Source organism: Variovorax sp. 54, assembly GCF_002754375.1.
Taxonomy (GTDB): Bacteria; Pseudomonadota; Gammaproteobacteria; order Burkholderiales; family Burkholderiaceae_C; genus Variovorax.
Genome location: NZ_PEFF01000001.1, coordinates 1,270,599 through 1,288,530, shown reverse-complemented (window position 1 = coordinate 1,288,530; position 17,932 = coordinate 1,270,599). Strand labels below are relative to the sequence as shown.

16 protein-coding genes are annotated in these 17,932 nt (G+C 68.9%); 4 read left to right on the top strand and 12 right to left on the bottom strand.

The genetic code is table 11. The annotated features are described in order from the left end of the window. Positions 1 to 46 precede the first annotated feature (46 nt). From CLU95_RS05655 to CLU95_RS05635, 5 genes are all read right to left on the bottom strand, one after another. Positions 47 to 1,972, bottom strand: coding sequence for a sensor histidine kinase (locus CLU95_RS05655; RefSeq protein ID WP_099791214.1), 1,926 nt, complete (start codon positions 1,970 to 1,972; stop codon positions 47 to 49). Beyond that, complete coding sequence (locus tag CLU95_RS05650) at positions 1,882 to 2,583, bottom strand: response regulator transcription factor (protein ID WP_099791212.1); 702 nt, start codon at positions 2,581 to 2,583, stop codon at positions 1,882 to 1,884. The genes CLU95_RS05655 and CLU95_RS05650 overlap by 91 nt, the downstream gene beginning before the upstream one ends. Before the next feature lie 114 nt (positions 2,584 to 2,697). Beyond that, positions 2,698 to 3,510 (bottom strand): SDR family NAD(P)-dependent oxidoreductase, encoded by an 813-nt coding sequence (locus CLU95_RS05645; protein ID WP_099791210.1) that lies wholly within the window; start codon positions 3,508 to 3,510, stop codon positions 2,698 to 2,700. Between the two features lie 95 nt (positions 3,511 to 3,605). Then, a complete protein-coding gene (locus CLU95_RS05640) occupies positions 3,606 to 3,986 on the bottom strand; it encodes a YciI family protein (protein WP_099791208.1) in 381 nt (126 codons plus the stop codon). After that, a complete protein-coding gene (locus CLU95_RS05635) occupies positions 3,968 to 5,275 on the bottom strand; it encodes an RNA polymerase sigma factor (RefSeq protein ID WP_099791206.1) in 1,308 nt (435 codons plus the stop codon). Before CLU95_RS05635 ends, CLU95_RS05640 begins: the two co-directional genes overlap by 19 nt. A 122-nt stretch (positions 5,276 to 5,397) precedes the next feature. Here CLU95_RS05635 and CLU95_RS05630 point away from each other — a divergent pair, with 122 nt between their 5' ends. Then, on the top strand, positions 5,398 to 5,928 hold the full coding sequence (locus CLU95_RS05630) for an MOSC domain-containing protein (protein ID WP_099797132.1): 531 nt from the start codon (positions 5,398 to 5,400) through the stop codon (positions 5,926 to 5,928). Positions 5,929 to 5,935: 7 nt separating this feature from the next. Here CLU95_RS05630 and CLU95_RS05625 read toward each other — a convergent pair whose 3' ends face one another. From CLU95_RS05625 to mutS, 3 genes are read right to left on the bottom strand one after another with little or no spacing between them, the layout of a single operon-like run. Further along, positions 5,936 to 6,742: an alpha/beta fold hydrolase gene (locus CLU95_RS05625; RefSeq protein WP_180288720.1), complete on the bottom strand. Its 807-nt coding sequence runs from the start codon at positions 6,740 to 6,742 to the stop codon at positions 5,936 to 5,938. A 2-nt stretch (positions 6,743 to 6,744) separates the two neighbouring features. Further along, entirely contained in the window at positions 6,745 to 7,584 is an 840-nt protein-coding gene (locus CLU95_RS05620; protein WP_099791202.1) for a proteasome-type protease, read from the bottom strand. Positions 7,585 to 7,612: 28 nt separating this feature from the next. Beyond that, positions 7,613 to 10,279, bottom strand: a complete 2,667-nt coding sequence (gene mutS, locus CLU95_RS05615; protein ID WP_180288553.1) for a DNA mismatch repair protein MutS — start codon at positions 10,277 to 10,279, stop codon at positions 7,613 to 7,615. Positions 10,280 to 10,501: 222 nt separating this feature from the next. Between mutS and CLU95_RS05610 the strand changes: the two genes are divergently transcribed. The 3 genes from CLU95_RS05610 to corA all read left to right on the top strand — a co-directional run bounded on the left by CLU95_RS05610 (position 10,502) and on the right by corA (position 12,452). After that, complete coding sequence (locus CLU95_RS05610; protein WP_257214542.1) at positions 10,502 to 10,723, top strand: polysaccharide deacetylase; 222 nt, start codon at positions 10,502 to 10,504, stop codon at positions 10,721 to 10,723. Between the two features lie 142 nt (positions 10,724 to 10,865). Next, positions 10,866 to 11,435 carry a hypothetical protein gene (locus CLU95_RS05605; protein WP_257214541.1) on the top strand — a complete coding sequence of 190 codons (570 nt, stop codon included), beginning with the start codon at positions 10,866 to 10,868 and terminating at the stop codon, positions 11,433 to 11,435. A 33-nt stretch (positions 11,436 to 11,468) separates the two neighbouring features. Beyond that, positions 11,469 to 12,452, top strand: a complete 984-nt coding sequence (gene corA, locus CLU95_RS05600) for a magnesium/cobalt transporter CorA (RefSeq protein WP_099791193.1) — start codon at positions 11,469 to 11,471, stop codon at positions 12,450 to 12,452. 139 nt (positions 12,453 to 12,591) lie between these two features. On the opposite strand, the gene CLU95_RS05595 is transcribed toward corA, so the two are convergent. From CLU95_RS05595 to CLU95_RS05580, 4 genes are all read right to left on the bottom strand, one after another. Then, a complete protein-coding gene (locus tag CLU95_RS05595) occupies positions 12,592 to 13,431 on the bottom strand; it encodes a siderophore-interacting protein (RefSeq protein ID WP_099791191.1) in 840 nt (279 codons plus the stop codon). Positions 13,432 to 13,445: 14 nt separating this feature from the next. Next, positions 13,446 to 14,033 (bottom strand): PadR family transcriptional regulator, encoded by a 588-nt coding sequence (locus CLU95_RS05590; RefSeq protein ID WP_099791189.1) that lies wholly within the window; start codon positions 14,031 to 14,033, stop codon positions 13,446 to 13,448. Positions 14,034 to 14,150: 117 nt separating this feature from the next. Further along, entirely contained in the window at positions 14,151 to 16,478 is a 2,328-nt protein-coding gene (locus CLU95_RS05585) for a sensor histidine kinase (protein WP_099791187.1), read from the bottom strand. A gap of 6 nt (positions 16,479 to 16,484) precedes the next feature. Further along, entirely contained in the window at positions 16,485 to 17,267 is a 783-nt protein-coding gene (locus CLU95_RS05580) for a response regulator transcription factor (protein ID WP_306512262.1), read from the bottom strand. Positions 17,268 to 17,932 lie beyond the last annotated feature (665 nt).

Sequence of the window (17,932 nt, the reverse complement as noted above, 5' to 3'; positions counted from 1 at the left end):
TGCAGGGCCGATTGATCTGCGTCAAATCCCGGGGGCGCTGTGCGCGTCACCGGCTGGCGAGCGGCATGCGCAGCACCACCTGCGTGTCGCCGGGGCGCGATTGCAGCTGCAGTTCAGCACCCAAACGGCGCGCCCGCGTGTGCAGGTTGCGCAGCCCCGCGCCGCCGCTCACGCCGGCCACCGCGAAGCCGCGGCCGTCGTCGCGCACGCTGAGCTGCAGTTCGGCGCCTGCGCGCGCCACCGTCACGTCCACGCGGCGGCCCGCGCTGTGCTTGAGCACATTGGTCAGCGCCTCCTGCAGGAAACGCATCAGGTCCAGGCTCTGCGAGGGTGCGAGTTCGAGCGTGTCGATGCCCGAGACCTTCCAGCGGCAGTCGATGCCGTTCGCGTCCAGCAGCTGCGCGCTGCGGTAGCGCAGCGGCGCGAGCAGCTCGCCGAGTGCGCGCGCACCGTCGTCGCGGCCGGTGGCGTCGATGATCAGCCGCAGGTCGTCGCGCAGGCTCTTGAGCATGGCCAGCAGCTGCGGCGCGCTGAGATGGTCGGGTGTGCGCTCCAGCGTCGCGATGCTGCCCACCAGCATGCCGCCCAGGCCGTCGTGCAGGTCGCTCACGAGGTTCACGCGCTCGCCGATGCGCGCGTGCGCAAGCTCGAGGGCGTGCTGCTGTGCGAGCGTGGCCGCGAGCTCGGCCTTGGCGGCGTTCACTTCCTCGATCAGCTCGGTGTTGAAGTTCTCGATGCGCCGCAGGCTCTGCACGAAGCGCCCGGCCTGCGTCAGCGCCATGCCCAGCAGCAGCACGTACGAGGACATGGTCGTGTAGTAGATGTTGCTGTCGATCACCTGCGTGAACACCAGCAGGTCGTGCGCGCCCGTGAGCGCCGACAGCGCCATGAACGGCGCGAGCGAACGCATCGGGCTGCCCCGGTGGCGCAGCGCGTGGACGATGCCGCTGCTGTTCACGACGATGATCGTGAGGCCGCCCACCAGGGTCCAGATCGCGCGGTGCGTGGGCAGGTTCGCGGTGCCCGCGAACCACAGGTCGAGCACGCCGATCGCCGCCAGCGCGAACGCCGCGATTTCGAGGCGCGGCAGGCGCCGCCCCGCGAAGCGCAGCACGAACACCCCATACGAGACGCTGAAGAACAGCAGCAGCGAGGTGTTCAGCGCCTGCCAGCTGTGGTTGCTGGCAAAGGGCCAGGGGCTGGTGGCGATCTGGTTGTAGCCAAAGAACAGCCACAGCACCGACATCGCGGCGAACCAGCCGTAGGCCGTCTCGCGCCGGCGCAGCAGCCACCACGCCGCGAAGAAGGCCGACACCGCCGCACTGGTCGCCAGGCCGAACACCTGCAGGTCGCGCCGCATGAGCTGTTCGCGGTCGAACTCCGCCTGCAGGGCGGCGGGCGTGCCCAGGCTCACTGGCCCCAGCCCGGCCTGGTAGGCCGACAGGCCCGACACGCGCACCAGTAACGTGTTGGTGCCGGCGCGCAGCTGCGGCGCGGCCAACAACCAGTAGCGCGACGAGTTCCACGCGCGCGTGAGCGGCTCGATCAGGCTGCGGTCGCGCCAGATCGTCGTGCCGTTGAGCGAGACCTCGCCGGCCATGTTCAGGTAGTGCAGCAGCAGCCCGGATTCGGTCACCGGCACGGGCTGCTCCCAGGTGAGCCGGTACCAGACCACGCCGTCGAAACCGGGCCAGCGCGTGGCCCAGCTGTCGGGCAGGGTGACGGGCGTCCAGCCGTCGGCGGGTGGGGTCGTGTCGTCCCAGCCGGTGCCGCGTGCGGCTTCGGCGCGCAGTTCAGGAACCCCAGGGGTTTGTGCGTGCGCGCTGCCCGTCGAGAGCAGCAGCCACAGGGCCCACAGCAGGAGGCCCGCAAAGACGAACCTCAGCGCAGCAGGCCTTGCCTTCGACCCTGGTAGATGGCCTCGGTGCGCGAGTTGACGGCCAGCTTGCGGTAGATGTTCTTGGTGTGGCATTCCACGGTCAGTCTGGAGATCGACAGTGCCTCCGCCATGTCGCGGTTGCTCATCCCCTGCGAAACGAGCTCGAGGATTTTGCGCTCGCGCGGCGTCAGCGCGACGGGGGCCGGTGCCGGATCGTCGGAGGGCGGCGGTGCGGCGGGCAGCTGCGACGCCACCCAGCCGAGGATGCGGCGCGCGATGGCCGGGTCGATCGGCGCGCCGCCTTGCTCGATGCTGCGCAGCGCGATGCTGAGCTCGAGGTCGTCGCGTTCCTTCAGCAGGTAGCCGATGGCGCCGGCACGCAGCGCGGCAAAGATCACGGCTTCGGTTCGCCAGGCCGAAATCACCACCGCGGGCACCAGCCGGTGGTGCACATGCATCCACTCGATCAGGTCGACGCCGCTGCCGTCGGGCAGGCCGATGTCGACCAGCGCGACGCCGAAATGCTGCTGCTCCAGCAGCGAGCGGGCCGCGGCCACGCTGTCGGCCCAGGCGATCTGCGGCTCGTCGCAGCCGAGCGTGGACAGCACGTACGCCAGGCGCTCCCGCATCGCCGGATCGTCTTCGACCACCAGCGCAGGGCTCAGCGAGACAGCTTCAACGTCTTCCAGGAGAGGGGCAGACATAGGGCGACATTTTTGAGCCGTGGTGTACGTGGTGCAACGTTTTTTCTTAAATGAAACGACTGTTTCTAAAGTTCCTATTTGTATCTTGATGTTAATTCAAAGCGCGAGCCGGACCTAGTCGAGGATGACCCCACCGCTGAGGTTGACTATTGCCCCGGTCATGGCGCCGGCCAGCGGCGAGGCCAGGAACACGGCGGTGGCCGCGAACTGGTCCAGCGAGGGCAGGCGTTCCACCAGCAGGCCCTCGGGCCGCTCGGCCAGCATCTGCTCGACCGTGAGCCCCATGCGCTCGGCGACCGGCCGAAACACCTCGCCGCTGTGCGAGCCCGCAGCCACCGCTTCGGGAATCGCGTGCGAGCGGATGCAGGCGGTGCGGATGCGAAAGGCCGCCAGCTCGCCCGCCATGTGGCGCGCGAGCCCCTCCACGCCGGCGCAGGCCACGGCATGGCCGAGGTACCCGGGGCCGGGCAGGCGCGAGGCGGGCGTCGACACCGACAGGATCACGCCGCCGCCGCGCGCCGCCATGTGAGGCGCCACGGCCTTGGCGGTGAGGAAGTTGCTGCGCGTGTAGGCGTGGACCGGGAGGAAGTAGTCCTCGAGCGACAGCTCGGCCAGCGGCCGGCCCTGCACGTGGAAGATGCCGACGGCGTTGAACGCGAGGTCGATGCCGCCGGCCTGTTCGGCGACCTCGGCCGCGTGGCGCAGCATCGCGGTTTCGTCCAGCGCATCGACCACCGCGGCCTGTGCGCGGCCGCCGGCGGCGGTGATGTCTTGCACCACCGCATCGAGCTTGTCGCGGCTGCGGCCGGTGACGAACACGCGGGCGCCTTCGCGCGCAAAGGCGCGGGCCACCGCGCCGCCGAGGGCACCGCTGCCGCCGTGGATCACGGCGCAGCGGTCTTTCAAAGACTGAATGGTCGAGGGCATGGACGCTTCTCCTTGGCGTGGCGACCTGCGACATGCAGGCGCTCGTTCCAAGGACGGCGCAGGCCCCACCGATCCGACAGTGCGGCGAGCTTTTTTCAGACTTGCGGAATGCGCGGCGCGATCACGCCCGGGTCGTACCAGGTCACCGGGCGGATCTCGAACACGCCGCCCTCGAAGTCCAGCCGCCGCGCCGCATGCCGCGCCTCTTCGAGCGACTCGCACTCGACGATGTAGAGGCCCATCAGCTGTTCCTTCGTCTCGGCGAAGGGCCCGTCGGTCACCAGCGGATGGGCAGCGCCGGCGTGCCGCACCGTGGTGGCGGTGTCGGGCATCAGGCGCAGCACGGTGCCGAGCCGGCCGGCAGCCTGCAGCTCGTCGCGCAGGTCGGTGTGGCGCTCGAGCATCTCGTCTTCGACCTCGGGCGCCCAGCCGGCCGCCGCAGCTTCGGAACCGTAGATCAGGATGGAATAGAGCATCGTTCGTCCTTTGCGTGGAGGGTGTCGGAAGAGGCACCATTGCCGTGGGCTTCGAGGCGGTCGAGCAGCAGGCGGATGTGCGCGGCCTCGGCGGCGGTGCGGGCCAGCGCGAGCGTGTCGGCAAAGGCTCGGCGCGCCTCGTCGGCGCGGCCCAGCTGCGTCAGCAGGCCGCCGCGCAGGCCGTGGAAATGAAAGTACGCCGACAGCGGCCCTGCCAGTGCATCGACCATCGCCAGCGCCGCCTCGGGTCCGCGCACCTTCGCCACGGCCACCGCGCGGTTGAGCGTCACCACGGGCGAGGGCCGCAGCCGTTCGAGCCCGGCGTAGAGCCGATCGATCTCGGCCCAGTCGGTGTCGGCCGCGCAGGCGGCCCGTGCGTGCGTGGCCGCGATGGCTGCCTGCAGTTGGTACGGCCCGATGCGGCGCTGGCGCAGCGCGGCATCGAGCAGGGCCAGGCCTTCGTCGATCGCTGCGCGGTGCCAGCGCGTGCGGTCCTGGTCTTCGAGCAGCACGACCATGCCATCGGCGTCGAGCCGTGCATCGGCGCGCGCGTGCTGCAACAGCAGCAGGGCGCACAGGCCGGCGGGCTCGGGTTCGTCGGGAAACAGTTCGCACAGCAGGCGCGCGAGGCGGATCGCCTCTTCGCATAGCGCGACGCGCACATACGCCGTGCCGCCGCTGGCTGCATAGCCTTCGTTGAACAGCAGGTAGACCACCGCGCCCACGGCCGCCAGCCGCTCGCCGCGTTCGCGCACCCCGGGCGCACCGAAGGGCAGGCCGGCCGCGGCCACGCGCTGCTTGGCGCGCGTGATGCGCTGTTCCATCGCACGCTCGCCGACGAGAAAGGCGCGCGCGATCTCCGGCGCCGACAGGCCCGAGACGATGCGCAGCGCGAGTGCGATCTGTTGCGCGAGCGGCAGCGCGGGGTGGCAGCAGACAAAAAGCAGGCGCAGCACGTCGTCGCGGTAGTGCGACTGGTCGAGCTGTTCGGCGAGGTCTGTATCGAGGGCAGCGTCCGCGTCGCCGTCATCGCCTTCAGGCAACGGATCGTGCCGGTCGCGCCGCCGCAGTTCGTCGAGCGCCGCGTTGCGTCCCACGAGGATCAGCCATGCCAGCGGATCGTCGGGCGGGCCCTGCTCGGGCCAGTGGCGCAGCGCGCGCAGGCTGGCTTCCTGGAAACCTTCCTCGGCCGTGTCCAGGTCGCGGAAGTAGCGCAGCAGCGCGGCCACCGCGCGCGGACGCGCGGCGATCAGCGTGGTGGCGATCCAGCTCAGCTCGGTGGTGGTCATCGTCGGCGCGGTGCGTGTCGCTTCTGTTCCTTCGACGGAGGTCTGTTCAACCCCAAGGACGCGCCAGTATGCGGCGGGCCGACAGCGGCGCGCAAAAAAAGTCCGCGTGGACAATGCGGCGCATGCCCGACCTTCACGCCCTGACCCGGCAGTTCCCGCACCCCGGCCGCCTCGACGCCCTCCTGCTGCGCCCCGCGCGGCGCACACCTGTCGAGTCGGTGGAGGAGGTGCTGGCGATCGAAGCGCAGGGCCTGGCGGGCGACCGCAGCAGCGCCGGGCGCGGTGGTGGCAAGCGGCAAGTCACGTTGATCCAGGCGGAGCACCTGCCGGTTGTCGCGGCGCTCGCGCAGCGCGTGGAAGGTGTCGACGCCAGCTTGCTGCGCCGCAACCTCGTCGTGTCGGGCCTCAACCTGCTGGCGGCGCGCTCGCTGTTTCGCGACCAGCCGCTGGTGCTCGCGCTCGGGCCCGAGGTGCTGCTCGAGATCACCGGGCCTTGCGAGTCCTGCTCGCGCATGGAAGAACTGCTGGGCGCCGGTGGCTACAACGCCATGCGCGGGCATGGCGGCGTGACGGCGCGGGTGCTGCGCGGCGGTGTGCTGCGTGTTGGCGACGCGGTCGCCTGCCGCGTGGGCAGCAGCAGCAGCACCGCCTGAGCGCCCCCTACGTCAGGTTGCGCAGCGAAGCTTCGATGGCTGCCGCCGTGGCCAGCGGCTTTTCCATCGGAAACAGGTGGCTGCCGTCGAGCATCGTGATGCGGCCCTTGGTGACCTGCTCGGTCATCGCCATGCCCACCTGCTTCATCTCGACCGACTGGCGTCCGCCGATGAAGGCCACCTTGCACTTGAGCGGATGGCGGCGCAGCAGCCCGCCCAGCGTGTGGGGCAGGGTGTTGTAGATGGCAGTTTCCACGTCGCGATCGAAGCTCAGGGCGCGCGCGTCTTCGCTGTCGAAGGTGCCGTGGTCGATGTAGTCGTGCAGCACCTGCTCGTCCCACTTCGCGAACGCCTTCTTGCTGCGGAAGTGCTCGAACACGGCTTCGCGGTGCTCCCAGCTGTTGCGGCGCTTGCGGCTGGTGGCGCCGGGCGACATGCTCTTCATGAACGGCGTGCGCTTGACCACGTTGAGCGTGTTCGCGCGCCAGCCGCCGAGGATCGGCGAATCGATCAGCAGCACGCCGCGCGCCAGCTCGGGGTGGCGCGCCGCGCACATCAGGCTCAGGAAGCCGCCCAGCGAATGGCCGATGAGGAACACCGGGCCGCCCGCGCGGTCGGCGCGCAGCTTGGCGAAGTCGGCCAGCTGCTGCACCAGGTGCGGCCAGTTGTCGGTGACGGGGTACTTCGGGTCGTGCCCGAATTTTTCGATGGCGTCGACCTCGAAGCCCCGGTTGCGAAGGCTGTCGAGAACGACGCGGTAGGTGCTCGCCGGGAAGCTGTTGCCGTGCGAAAAGATGACAGGAGGCACGGACAGTTTCAGATGAGCTTTTCGTCGGGGGTCGAGATTTTTCGCAACGGGCTGTGGCGCGTGGCCGGCATCCGCAGCGGGTGGTCGGTGGCGCTGCCGTCCCACACCGGGTCTTCGATGCTGTCGAACACTTCGCGCAGCTTCTGGCCCCAGCTGTTGTGCATCATGCGGTAGTAGGGGTTGTCGGCATCGATGCAGATCACGCGATCGGTCTCGAGCTTGTTGGCCTCGTACACCACCAGGTCGAGCGGCAGGCCCACCGACAGGTTCGACTTCATGGTCGAGTCCATCGACACCAGCGCGCACTTGGCGGCTTCGTCGAGCGGCGTCTCGGGCGTGAGCACACGGTCGAGCACGGGCTTGCCGTACTTCGATTCGCCCACCTGGAAGTAGGGCGTCTCGGTGGTCGCTTCGATGAAGTTGCCCGCGGCGTAGACCAAAAACAGGCGCATGCCTTCGCCCTTGACCTGTCCGCCGAAGATGAACGACACGTTGAAGTCCAGGCCCGCATGCTTGAGCGCCTCGGCGTCGCGGTCGTACACGTGGCGCACGGCCGAGCCCAGCACGCGCGCGGCGTCGAACATGCTCTTGGCGTTCCAGATGGTGATGGGGTCGCCCTGCGAGCCGTCTTCGCGCGTTTCGCGCAGCTCTTCGATCTGCAAAATTTCGCGCACCGACTGCGAGATGCTCAGGTTGCCCGACGACAGCAGCACCATGACGCGGTCGCCCGGCTGTTCGTAGACGATCATCTTGCGGAAGGTGCTGATGTGGTCCACGCCCGCGTTCGTGCGCGAGTCGGAGAGAAACACCAGGCCGGCGTTGAGTTTGATGCCTACGCAATAAGTCATGGGTTCGCCTTGCAGGAACTGGGCCCGCTCATGCGGTACTGCGTTCACGTGCGTTCAGTTTCTGGAGGGCATAGAGCGCGTCGAGGGCTTCGCGCGGGCTCATGGTGTCCGGGTCGAGGGCAGCCAGCGCGGATTCTACGGCGCTGACCATGGGGGTTTCGGCGGCGGGCGGGGGCGCGAACAGGTCGACCTGTGCACGCGTTTGCGCATGCTGCGATTCGAGTGCATCGAGCGCCTGTCGCGCATGGTTGACCACCGCAGCGGGCATGCCTGCGAGGCGTGCCACCTGGATGCCGTAGCTCTTGCTGGCCGGGCCTGGCTGCATCTCGTGCAGGAACACGATGTCGCGACCCGACTCGGTGGCGCTCACGTGCATGTTCACCGCGCCGTGGTGCGTGGCCGGGAACTCGGTCAGCTCGAAGTAGTGGGTCGCGAACAGCGTGAAGGCCTTGCTGCGGTCGTGCAGCTGCGCCGCGATGCCGGCCGCCAGCGCCAGGCCGTCGAAGGTGCTGGTGCCACGGCCGATTTCGTCCATCAGCACCAGCGACTGCGCCGTGGCGCTGTGCAAGATTTGCGCGGCCTCGGTCATCTCGAGCATGAAGGTCGACTGCGCGTTGGCCAGGTCGTCGGCCGCGCCGATGCGCGTGTGAATCGCGTCGATCGGCCCGAGCCGGCAGGCCGTGGCCGGCACGTGCGAGCCGATGGACGCCAGCAGCACCACGATGGCCACCTGCCGCATGTAGGTCGACTTACCGCCCATGTTCGGGCCGGTGATGATCTGCATGCGCTGCTGCGGCCCCATCTGCGTGTCGTTGGCAATGAAGCCGCCCGACGACTTCTCGGCCAGCCGCGCCTCCACCACCGGGTGGCGGCCCTGCTGGATCTCGATGCACGGGTGCGACACGAACGTCGGCGCGCGCCAGTTCAGCGTGTGCGAGCGCTCGGCCAGCGCGCAGAGCGCGTCGAGCGCGGCGATGCCGCCGGCCAGCTGCGTGAGCGCGGGCACCGACGGCTGCAGTGCGTCGAGCAGTTGTTCGTACAGCCACTTCTCGCGCGCCAGTGCGCGGTCTTGCGCGCTCAGTGCCTTGTCTTCGAAGGTCTTCAGCTCGGGCGTGATGAAGCGCTCGGCGTTCTTCAGCGTCTGGCGGCGGCGGTAGTTGTCGGGGACCTTCGAGAGCGCGCTTTGCGTCACCTCGATGTAGAAACCGTGCACGCGGTTGAACTGCACGCGCAGGTTGCTGATGCCGGTGCGCTCGCGCTCGCTGATCTCGAGCTTGAGCAGAAAGTCGTCGCAGTTCTCGCTGATCTCGCGCAGCTCGTCGAGCTCGGCGTCATGGCCGGTGGCAATCACGCCGCCGTCGCGCACCAGCGCCGACGGGTCGGGCTTGACCGCGCGCACCAGCAGGTCGGCGCAGCCCGGCGGCGGTGCGAGGCGTTCGGTGATCTGTGCCAGCAGCGCCGCGGCGCCCGGCAGCAGCGGCGCCAGCTGCTCGGCCTTCGACAGCGCGAGCTGCAACGCCACGAGTTCGCGCGGGCGCACCTGGCGAAGCGCGATGCGCGCCGCGATGCGTTCCACGTCGCTCGTGTTCTTGAGCTGCTCGCGCAGCGTGCGCCAGGGCGCGGCGGTGGCGCCGGGCCCGGGGGATTGCAGCGCACCAATGGCGTCGAGCCGGCCCTGGGCTTCGCTGCGGTCGCGGCGCGGCGAGAGCAGCCAGCGCTTGAGCAGGCGGCTGCCCATGCCCGTCATGCAGGTGTCGAGCAGCGAGAACATCGTGGGCGAGTCTTCGCCGCGCAGCGTCTGCACCAGCTCGAGGTTGCGGCGCGTGGTGGGCGGCAGCTCGATCAGGTCGCCGTCGCGCTCCACCGACAGCCGCTGCACATGCGACAGCGCGCGGCCTTGCGTGTGCTCGGCATAGCCCAGCAGCGCGGCGGCGGCGGCGTGCGCATTGCCCAGCGATTCGGCGTTCCACGCCGCGAGGCTGTGGCTGCCCATCTGCTCGCTGAGCTTGCGCTCGCCCAGGCCGGGATCGAACTGCCACGCCGGACGCAGCGACAGCGTGAACGGCACGGCCGCACGCGCGGCCTTCAGGCGCTGCTCGAAAGCGGGCGTGACCTCGGCGCTGTACAGCAGCTCGCTCGGCGCGATGCGCGCGATCCAGGCTTCGAGCGCATCGGCCGGGCACTCGGCCAACCGCAGCTCGGCGCCCGTCACGCTGAGCCAGGCCAGGCCGCAGAAATTGCGCGTGCCCGCATGCACGGCGAGCAGCAGCGAATCGCTCTTGTCGTTGAGCAGTTCCGAATCGGTCAGTGTGCCGGGCGTGACCACCCGCACCACCTTGCGCTCGACCGGCCCTTTGCTGGCGCCGACCTCGCCCACCTGCTCGCAGATGGCCACGGATTCGCCGAGCTTGATGAGCCGCGCGAGGTAGGTGTCGACCGAGTGGAAGGGCACGCCGCACATCAGCACCGGCTGCCCGGCCGACTGGCCGCGCTGGGTGAGCGTGATGTCGAGCAGGCGCGAGGCCTTTTCGGCGTCGGCCCAGAACAGTTCGTAGAAATCGCCCATCCGGTAGAACAGCAGGGTGTCCGGATGGTCGGCTTTGAGGCCTAGATATTGCGCCATCATGGGCGTGTGCCCGGCGAAGTCGCCAGCCGAGGGGGCTTGATCTTTGGTGCTTTTCACCGGTAAGGTCATTGAATCCGTGGAGAAGAAAAGAGGGTGCGCGTTACGCATCCCGGGGATCGGGTCATTATCGGGGACGGCCATCGGCGTGTGCGCCGGCCTCCTCGCACCGAATCCCCCGCAGCGTCCACTTTGGCCGCATTGCCTTGAATCCAGAAGCTTCCCCCCGCGCGTAGTCATGCGCATGCGCATGACTACGCGAGCGCACGCGACTTTTTCTTGATGGAGACCCCAGTGAGCTACGAGGACATCCGGAAACGATTTCATGTGCCTGCCCGCAAGGGCGCCAGGGTGCTGGTGCACGGGCAGCCCGGCACCGTGACCACCGTGCGAGGGCTCACGCTGCGCGTGCGGCTGGATGGCATGAACTGGTCGCGGCCCTACCTGCCGGACGAGCTGCAATGGCTGCCGGCCCAGGCGCCCGAGCCGGACGGGCAGGCCGGCCCTGGGCACTGACGCGGCCGGGCGCGGGCGGCGGCCTGCACGGCCCCTCCTAAAATCCCCCGGCGCAAACCCCGCGTGAAGAACAAAGGCGCCCATGGCCCCGTCGGATGAAATCAAAGGCCCTGCAGCGGACGCGCTCCCGGACACCGCCACCTTGCCCGCTGAACTCGCGGCGCTGTATCTGTGCATGTCGCCCGCCCAGCTGGCGGACCTGCGCAAGTCGAAACGGCCCGAAGGGCGCCCGGGCACGGGCAACAGCGGCCCGTCCGTCATCCGGCCCGTGGAAGGCACAGGCGGCGCCAAGGACCCGGCGCTCTACCAGCTCGGCACGCTGCGCGAATTTGCCAAGGCGAACGCGGCCCCCTCCGCCTTCGACACTGCGCTGAACACCGGCCTGCTCGGCTGGGTCAGCGCCAAGCTGCCTTTCTTCGCCGAGCGCGAGCCCCGCATCAAGCGCGGCAAGCGCGTGCTCATCGGCGGCGCCTGGGACCGGGCCGACCCGTTGCGCGAGCAGCGCTTCGTCGCGCTGGCCAAGGGGCGCATCCGCTTCACGTCGCTGACGTGCGCCGAAGCCGCGGCGAGCCTGTGGGCCGATGTGGCCAGCCACCGCGCATTGGCCGACCAGGGGCTGGCCCTGCTTGGCCGCGAGACGCAGGCCATCGAGGCCTCGCTGGTCGAGACCGCCGCCCTGGCCGCGACCGCATCGACCGATGCGTCGGCCTGAGTTCATTCCAAGTTCGAAGAGGGAAGCGTCCCAATGCTGATCAACTGCGTGGCCTATGAAAACGGCGCCAAGCTCGCCGACATTCCCGTCGAGGACATCAGCGAGTACATCTCCCGCGCCGGCTGCTTCGTGTGGGTGGCGCTGAGCGACGCCACGCCCGAAGAGCTGGCCGAGATGCAGAAGGAGTTCGACCTGCACCCGCTGGCCGTTGAAGACGCCCAGCACGGCCACCAGCGGCCCAAGGTGGAGGAGTACGGCGACTCGCTGTTCGTCGTGATGCACCTGGTCGAGCCTTCGACCGAAGCCGACGGCGAGCACAGCGTGAACGTGGGCGAGGTCAACGTGTTCGTCGGCAAGAACTACGTGCTGTCGGTGCGCAACCGCAGCCAGCAGGGCTTCCTGGGCGTGCGCGAGCGTTGCGAGCGCGAGCCCGACCTGCTGCGCAACGGCGCGGGCTTTGTGCTGTATGCGCTGATGGACGCGGTGGTCGACCGCTACTTTCCGGTGATCGATGCGCTCGAAGTGGAACTCGAATCCATCGAGCAGCAAATCTTTGCGCAGGGTGGCGCGGCGCGCGACAAGATCAAGCAGCTGTACGACCTGAAGCGCCGCAGCCTCACGCTCAAGCGCGCGGTGGCGCCGCTGGTGGAGGCGGGGGGCAAGCTGCACGGCGGGCGGGTGCCGCAGATCTGCATGGGCACGCAGGAGTACTTTCGCGACGTGGGCGACCACCTGGTGCGCATCAACGGCTCGATCGATGCGGTGCGCGACACCATCGCCACGGCAGTGCAGGTGAATCTTTCGATGGTCACCATCGAAGAGAGCGAAGTGACCAAGCGGCTGGCCGCCTGGGCCAGCATCTTTGCGGTGTGTACTGCGTTCGCGGGCATCTGGGGGATGAATTTCGAGCAGATGCCTGAGCTGAAATTCCGCTATGGGTATGCGATGGCGCTGGGGCTGATCGTCAGTACCTGCGGCTATCTGTATTACCGGTTCAAGCGCGTCGGCTGGCTTTGAGCGACTTTCTCCCTCCCCTTCCGGGGGAGGGCGGGGGTGGGGGCTCGCGGCCTCTCAACCATCAGCGGCTTTCTTGAGGCCGCTTGCCCCCATCCCAGCCTTCCCCCGGGAGGGGAAGGAGCAATACCATCCGCGACGTTTACTCGTCGTGCGTGTCGTGCGTCGCCACGGCACCGCGGCGCCAGTAACCCGACGCCCGAACCCACTTCGGGTTCGCGCCGCGCTCACCCACGAGGTGCGCGCGCAGCGCCTTCGCAATCGCCGATTCGCATCCCACCCACGCATGGAAGTCGCCGGCCGGCAGCGTCATCGCTTTCAGCGTGTCGACCAGCACCGGGCTCAGGCCCGGCGCGGCGCCTTGGCGGTGCACCCAGCGCAGCGTGAGGTCGGCCTGCGTCTCGAAGGGAATCTCGTCGGCTTTGCTGTCGACTTCCGCCAGCACCACCACGCGCGCACCGGCGGGCAGTTCGGCCAGGCGGCGCGAGATGGCGGGCAGGGCGGTGTCGTCGCCGATCAGCAGGTGCCAGTCGAATTCGGTCGGCACGATGAACGAGCCGCGCGGACCGCCCACGCCGACGATGTCGCCGGGCTTGGCCTGCTCGGCCCACTGCGTGGCGGGGCCGGCGTCGTGTAGAGCGAAGTCGATCTCGAGCGTGTTCGCTTGCGCATCGTGGCGGCGCGGCGTGTAGTCGCGCATGGCCGGGCGCCCGCCTTCGGGCCACACCGGGCCGTCGGGACCGGCGGTCGGCAGCGTGAGCTGGCCGGTGGCGGCGTCGGGAAAGAACAGCTTCGCGTGGTCGTCGAAGCCGGGGCTCGTGAAGCCTTCGAGCGCGTCGCCGGTCAGCGTGATGCGAATCAGGTGCGGCGTCACGCGCTGCACGGTCTTCACCGTGAGTTGGCGAAAGCGCAGTTCGTGGCGCACGCGGCGCGGCGTGCGGTCGGGCGTGTTGGAAGAAGGAGTCGTAGTGAAGTCAGTCATTTGCAGAGTTGGGTTCAGATGCGTTCCAGCTGTTGTGCGGCGCTGTCGAGCACCGCGGCGAATTCGTGGGCTTGTTGTTCGGTGAGGGGGGCGCCGCCGAGGCGCAGGCGCATCGCGAGCTTGAGGTTCTCGATGGCGCGGGTGACTTGCGGGGGCCGTCCGGCGCGCGGGCCGGCGCCGTCCACGCCGCCCGCCATGCGGGCCATCATGGCGTCGGCCGTCTCGCGGTTGGCGGCCAGGAACTCCTGGCCGCTCGGCGTGATGCTGTAGCGCTTGCGACCGCCGACGTCGGCGGTTTCCACGCTCAGGTAGCCCAGCTCTTCCAGCAGCGTGAGCGTGGGGTAGACCACGCCGGGGCTCGGCGCGTAGGTGCCGCCCAGGCGGTCTTCGATGGCCTTGATGAGTTCATAGCCGTGCGAGGGCTTGTCGGCAATGAGCTGGAGCAGCACGAAGCGCAAACCGCCGTGGCCGAACACCCGGCCCGCGCCGCCACCGCGCCCGCCGCGCAGCCCGCGACCGCCCCCCGAGAGGCCGTCTTCGTGTTCGCCGCGCGGGGCGTGGCGGTGGTGATGGTGGTGCGGAGCGTGGTGAAGGTGGCGCATGGGCTGTCTTTCTGGAAGGTGTCGAGACTATTCTAGATATATCGAAATAGAAAGCGATAGCCACCCGCTGAGACGACCCTGGCGGTCGCATGGGCTCTGGCAACGCAGCCCGGCGGGCTACAGCGCGCGCACGGGCGCCGCGCGCGCCATCAGGCGGATCTGCTCGAAATCCAGCCGGTCCAGCGCCTGGCGAAGCGTCAGCACCATCGGCTGGCTGTGCGCGTCCGTGGCCAGCCGGTTCACCCATTCGTGCAGGTCGCTCCATCGCCCGTCGCGGGCCAGCGCTTCGAGCTCGTCCTTCTGCGTCGGCGACAGCGGCGTCAGCACCGGCAGCGGCCGCCCACGCGCCCGGGGCTTCGCACGCGGGGCGGGCGCGGCGATGGGTTCCGGTGGCGGCGGCGCAGACGGCGCATCCGACGAAGGCGCCGGCTCGGTCGACAGCGAAAAGACCACCCGCGTCCCCGTGCCCATGCCGCTGTGGATTGCCAACTGCCCGCCCATCCGCTGCACGATGCGCTGCGCAATCACCAGCCCGAGGCCGCCGCCCGCCATGCTGGGGGCGTTGTCGGCTAGCAGGCGGGTCATGCGGTCGAGCGTGTCTGTATCGATGCCCGTGCCGCTGTCGGTCACCTCGAAATGCAGCTGCCAGGCATCGCCAACGGCGGCGGGCAGGGCGTGCACGCGCAGTGCGATCGTTCCATTGCGCGTGAACTTGGCCGCGTTCGACAGCAGGTTCAGCACCACCTGCTGCAGCCGCTTGCCGTCCAGGTGGACCATGGCCGGCAGCGCGCCGTCGATCGTCAGTTCGAAGCTGTTGTGCTGGCGCTGCGCGAGCGCGTCCGCGTACTGTGCGATGTTGTCGACCAGCGTGCGCAGCTGCACCGGTTGCGCCTCGACGGCCAGCGGCGCCAGCTCGCCCTTGGCGTAGTCGACGAGGTCATCGATCAGCTCCAGCTGGTAGGCCGCGCTGCGCTCGATGGTGGCGAGCCGCGTGGGCGCGGGCGTGTCGCCGGCGTCCTGCATGAGCCTCAGGTTGCCGAGGATGGTGGCCACCGGCGCGCGCAGGTCGTGGCTGATGTAGGCCAGCAGCTCCTTCTGCTCGCGCGTGCGCTGTTCGGCCTGGCCCAGTGCCTCGCTCAGGGCGCGGGTCTTGCGCACCACTTCTTCTTCGAGCCGCAGCTGCTCCTGGGCCTGCCACGCCAGCAGCGTCTGCTGCGCCGCGTTGCGCTGGCGCGTTTCCTGGAACGACCACGCCGTGATCGCGAACGCGCCGACCAGCATGCCCGGGAACGCCAGCGCATAGTGGTCGAAGTCGGACATCGAGCGCTCCGCGAACATCAGCGCCGACATGCGCATCAGCGCGCCCACGCAGATCACGAGCATCACCAGCAGCGACAGCCGTCCGCCCGGGCCGGCGCGCCGTTGGTAGATGAAGGTGCAGACCGTCAGCGTGAGCACGATCAGCGGCGCGTTCACGATGCCGATGGACGCGAAGGTCGCGTAGGGCCCGAGCAAGGTGCCCAGCAGCACGACGATCTCGACACCGGCCAGCACGTACAGCAGCGGGCGCCCCGGCACGCGCACGGGGCTCTGGCGGCTGCGCTCGTGAAAGTACAGCAGCAGGCACAGCACCGTGGCCGCCACCATCACGCTGTGCCCGCGGTAGCTCCAGTCGGTGCTGTTTGGCCACAGCGCAATGCGTGCATAGCCCCGGTACGTGGCCTCGTACAGCGCCAGCAGCGCAAAGCTCCCGGCCTGGAACGCGAGCATCGGCGCGCGCGAAATCCACCACAGCGCGGCCGAATACACCGCGAAGGCCAGCAGCCCGCCGATCAGCAGGCCGCTGAGCAGCGCATGGTTGCGTTCGATGTGATGCCAGGCCTCGTCGGTGTGCAGCTCCAGCACCAGCTTGATCTGGCCCGTGCTCATCACGCGTACCAGCACCTGCACCGACTCGCCCGGCTGCAGGTCGATCTTCAGTTGCGGCACGCGGTCGTAGCGGTGCGTGGCGTCCATCGGGTCGGACACGCCGGCCTGCGCATGCGTCCACGCGGGCTGCCCGTCGCGCGTGCGCAGCAGGTGAAATTCGACATGCCGCAGCCACGTCACGTTGAGCCCGAACCGCGCCGTGCGCGTCTCTTGCGCATCGTTGACCAGCGACAGGCGCAGCCAGACCGCCGATGTCGAGAACCCGCGCATCAGCTGGTCGGGCGTGGCGGGCACGAACCCGTTCGCACCGCCGGTCGGCAGGGCGAGCACCTCGCTGGCCGACAGGCGGGCGGTGGGATCTTCCAGCACCTCGACGGCTTGCGCGACGGCGATGTTGCCTCGGGCCAGCGCGCTGAACTTGACCGCTTCCACTGCGCTGGCCGAGAAGGCCCACAGCCACAAGGCCAGGCCGAGCAGCCAGCAGCTCGCCCATCGGGGCACGCGCACCGGATGCATCGCGCGTCAGGTGCCCGACCGGCCCACGCCGGCCTGGCGGCAGGCCGAGGGCGTGCAGTCGAAGTACTCGCGGAACGCCGTCGCAAAATTCGCGGCGCTCGAGAACCCCACCGCCGCGGCGATCTCTTCGATGCGCATCGCCGATTCGAGCAGCAGGCGCTGCGCCTCGTGCAGCCGCGCCTCGCGCACGAACTCGAACACCGTGCGGTTCGCCAGCTCCTTGAACACGCGCGACAGGCGCTTCTCGTGCGTGCCCACGCGCGCCGCCAGCTCGCGCAGCGGCAGCACGCGGCTCAGGTCGGCCAGGATGAGTCGTTCCGCCGCCTGCATGAGCGCGCGGTCCATGCCCGAGCCCGGCGCGCCGCCGTCGTTGGCCGCAGGGCGGTCGGGCGGGGGCGCAGGTTCCGTGGCAGGCGCGGTGCGCGCCCTGCGGGATTCCGCTAGCGCCAGGTGAATCTCGACGCGGGCCATCACCTCGGCCGGGTCGAAGGGCTTCACGATGTAGTCGACCGCGCCGGCCCGCAGGCCCGTCAGGCGCTCTTCCACGCTGGCCGACGAGGTCACGAAGATCACCGGAATGTCCGCCGTGGCCGGGTCGGCCTTCAGCAGGCGGCAGACAGCAAACCCGTCGGTGCCGCCCAGGCGCACGTCCAGCAGCACCAGGTCCATCTGCAGCGTCGTCGCGCGCCGGTAGCCCTCCATCGCGTCGAAAGCGAGCGTGATGCGGTAGCCGGTGCCCCGCAGCGTTTCCAGCAAGAGCTTGAGCTCGTCGACGTTGTCGTCGACCACCAGAAGATGAGCGCTCCGGGGCTCCGGAGAGGACCAATAGGACATGAAAGGAAAGAACGACAGCACGGCGTTTGGCACGCCCTGCAATCGAATCAATGTAACCAAGGAATTAATTTGGTAATCATTGTCACAAAAATTGCAAATTCATCCAATGACTGCCATTCATTCCTGATTGGGTTGCTTGCCATTCGCGCCGATGGCCCTCAACGCGCGCCATGAGGCGGCCTCTGAAACGGCCTCTGTCAGAGGGAAAACGGGGCGCTGGAAGCGGGCGGATCCGGTATTTCCGGCATTGCCGGAAATAGCCAAGCCGATTCCGTCCATCAAAAGAAATGGACGGTCTGGCAAAGGCCAATAAGTCAAAAGGCCGCCCTTGCCCGCTTTCCCTAACCCGCGAATTAACGAATTTCTCTCGCCATTCGTGTGAAGTATTCGACGTTCGCACACGTTTGTGAACAGTTGTCTGCCACGGCAAAGGCCACGGCCTGTCCGGCAAAAGCCCGGGCCGCCCCCCGCACCAAGAATCCCGCCCCATGCAAGCGCAAGCCTGTGTGAGACCCGCGCACCGGGTCTCGCCGGCAAGTCCTCGAGAGGCACCCACAGCGCTCGAGATTTCCCACTGTGTGCGGCCCGGGCTGTTCGTCGAGAGCGACGGCGCGCCCGAG

Coding starts and splice junctions, on each gene's coding strand:
- CLU95_RS05655 (WP_099791214.1), bottom strand. CDS start 1,972: ATGCCACACCAAGAACATCTACCGCAAGCTGGCCGTCAACTCGCGCAC.
- CLU95_RS05650 (WP_099791212.1), bottom strand. CDS start 2,583: ATGTCTGCCCCTCTCCTGGAAGACGTTGAAGCTGTCTCGCTGAGCCCT.
- CLU95_RS05645 (WP_099791210.1), bottom strand. CDS start 3,510: ATGCCCTCGACCATTCAGTCTTTGAAAGACCGCTGCGCCGTGATCCAC.
- CLU95_RS05640 (WP_099791208.1), bottom strand. CDS start 3,986: ATGCTCTATTCCATCCTGATCTACGGTTCCGAAGCTGCGGCGGCCGGC.
- CLU95_RS05635 (WP_099791206.1), bottom strand. CDS start 5,275: ATGACCACCACCGAGCTGAGCTGGATCGCCACCACGCTGATCGCCGCG.
- CLU95_RS05630 (WP_099797132.1), top strand. CDS start 5,398: ATGCCCGACCTTCACGCCCTGACCCGGCAGTTCCCGCACCCCGGCCGC.
- CLU95_RS05620 (WP_099791202.1), bottom strand. CDS start 7,584: ATGACTTATTGCGTAGGCATCAAACTCAACGCCGGCCTGGTGTTTCTC.
- mutS (WP_180288553.1), bottom strand. CDS start 10,279: ATGACCTTACCGGTGAAAAGCACCAAAGATCAAGCCCCCTCGGCTGGC.
- corA (WP_099791193.1), top strand. CDS start 11,469: ATGCTGATCAACTGCGTGGCCTATGAAAACGGCGCCAAGCTCGCCGAC.
- CLU95_RS05595 (WP_099791191.1), bottom strand. CDS start 13,431: ATGACTGACTTCACTACGACTCCTTCTTCCAACACGCCCGACCGCACG.
- CLU95_RS05590 (WP_099791189.1), bottom strand. CDS start 14,033: ATGCGCCACCTTCACCACGCTCCGCACCACCATCACCACCGCCACGCC.
- CLU95_RS05585 (WP_099791187.1), bottom strand. CDS start 16,478: ATGCATCCGGTGCGCGTGCCCCGATGGGCGAGCTGCTGGCTGCTCGGC.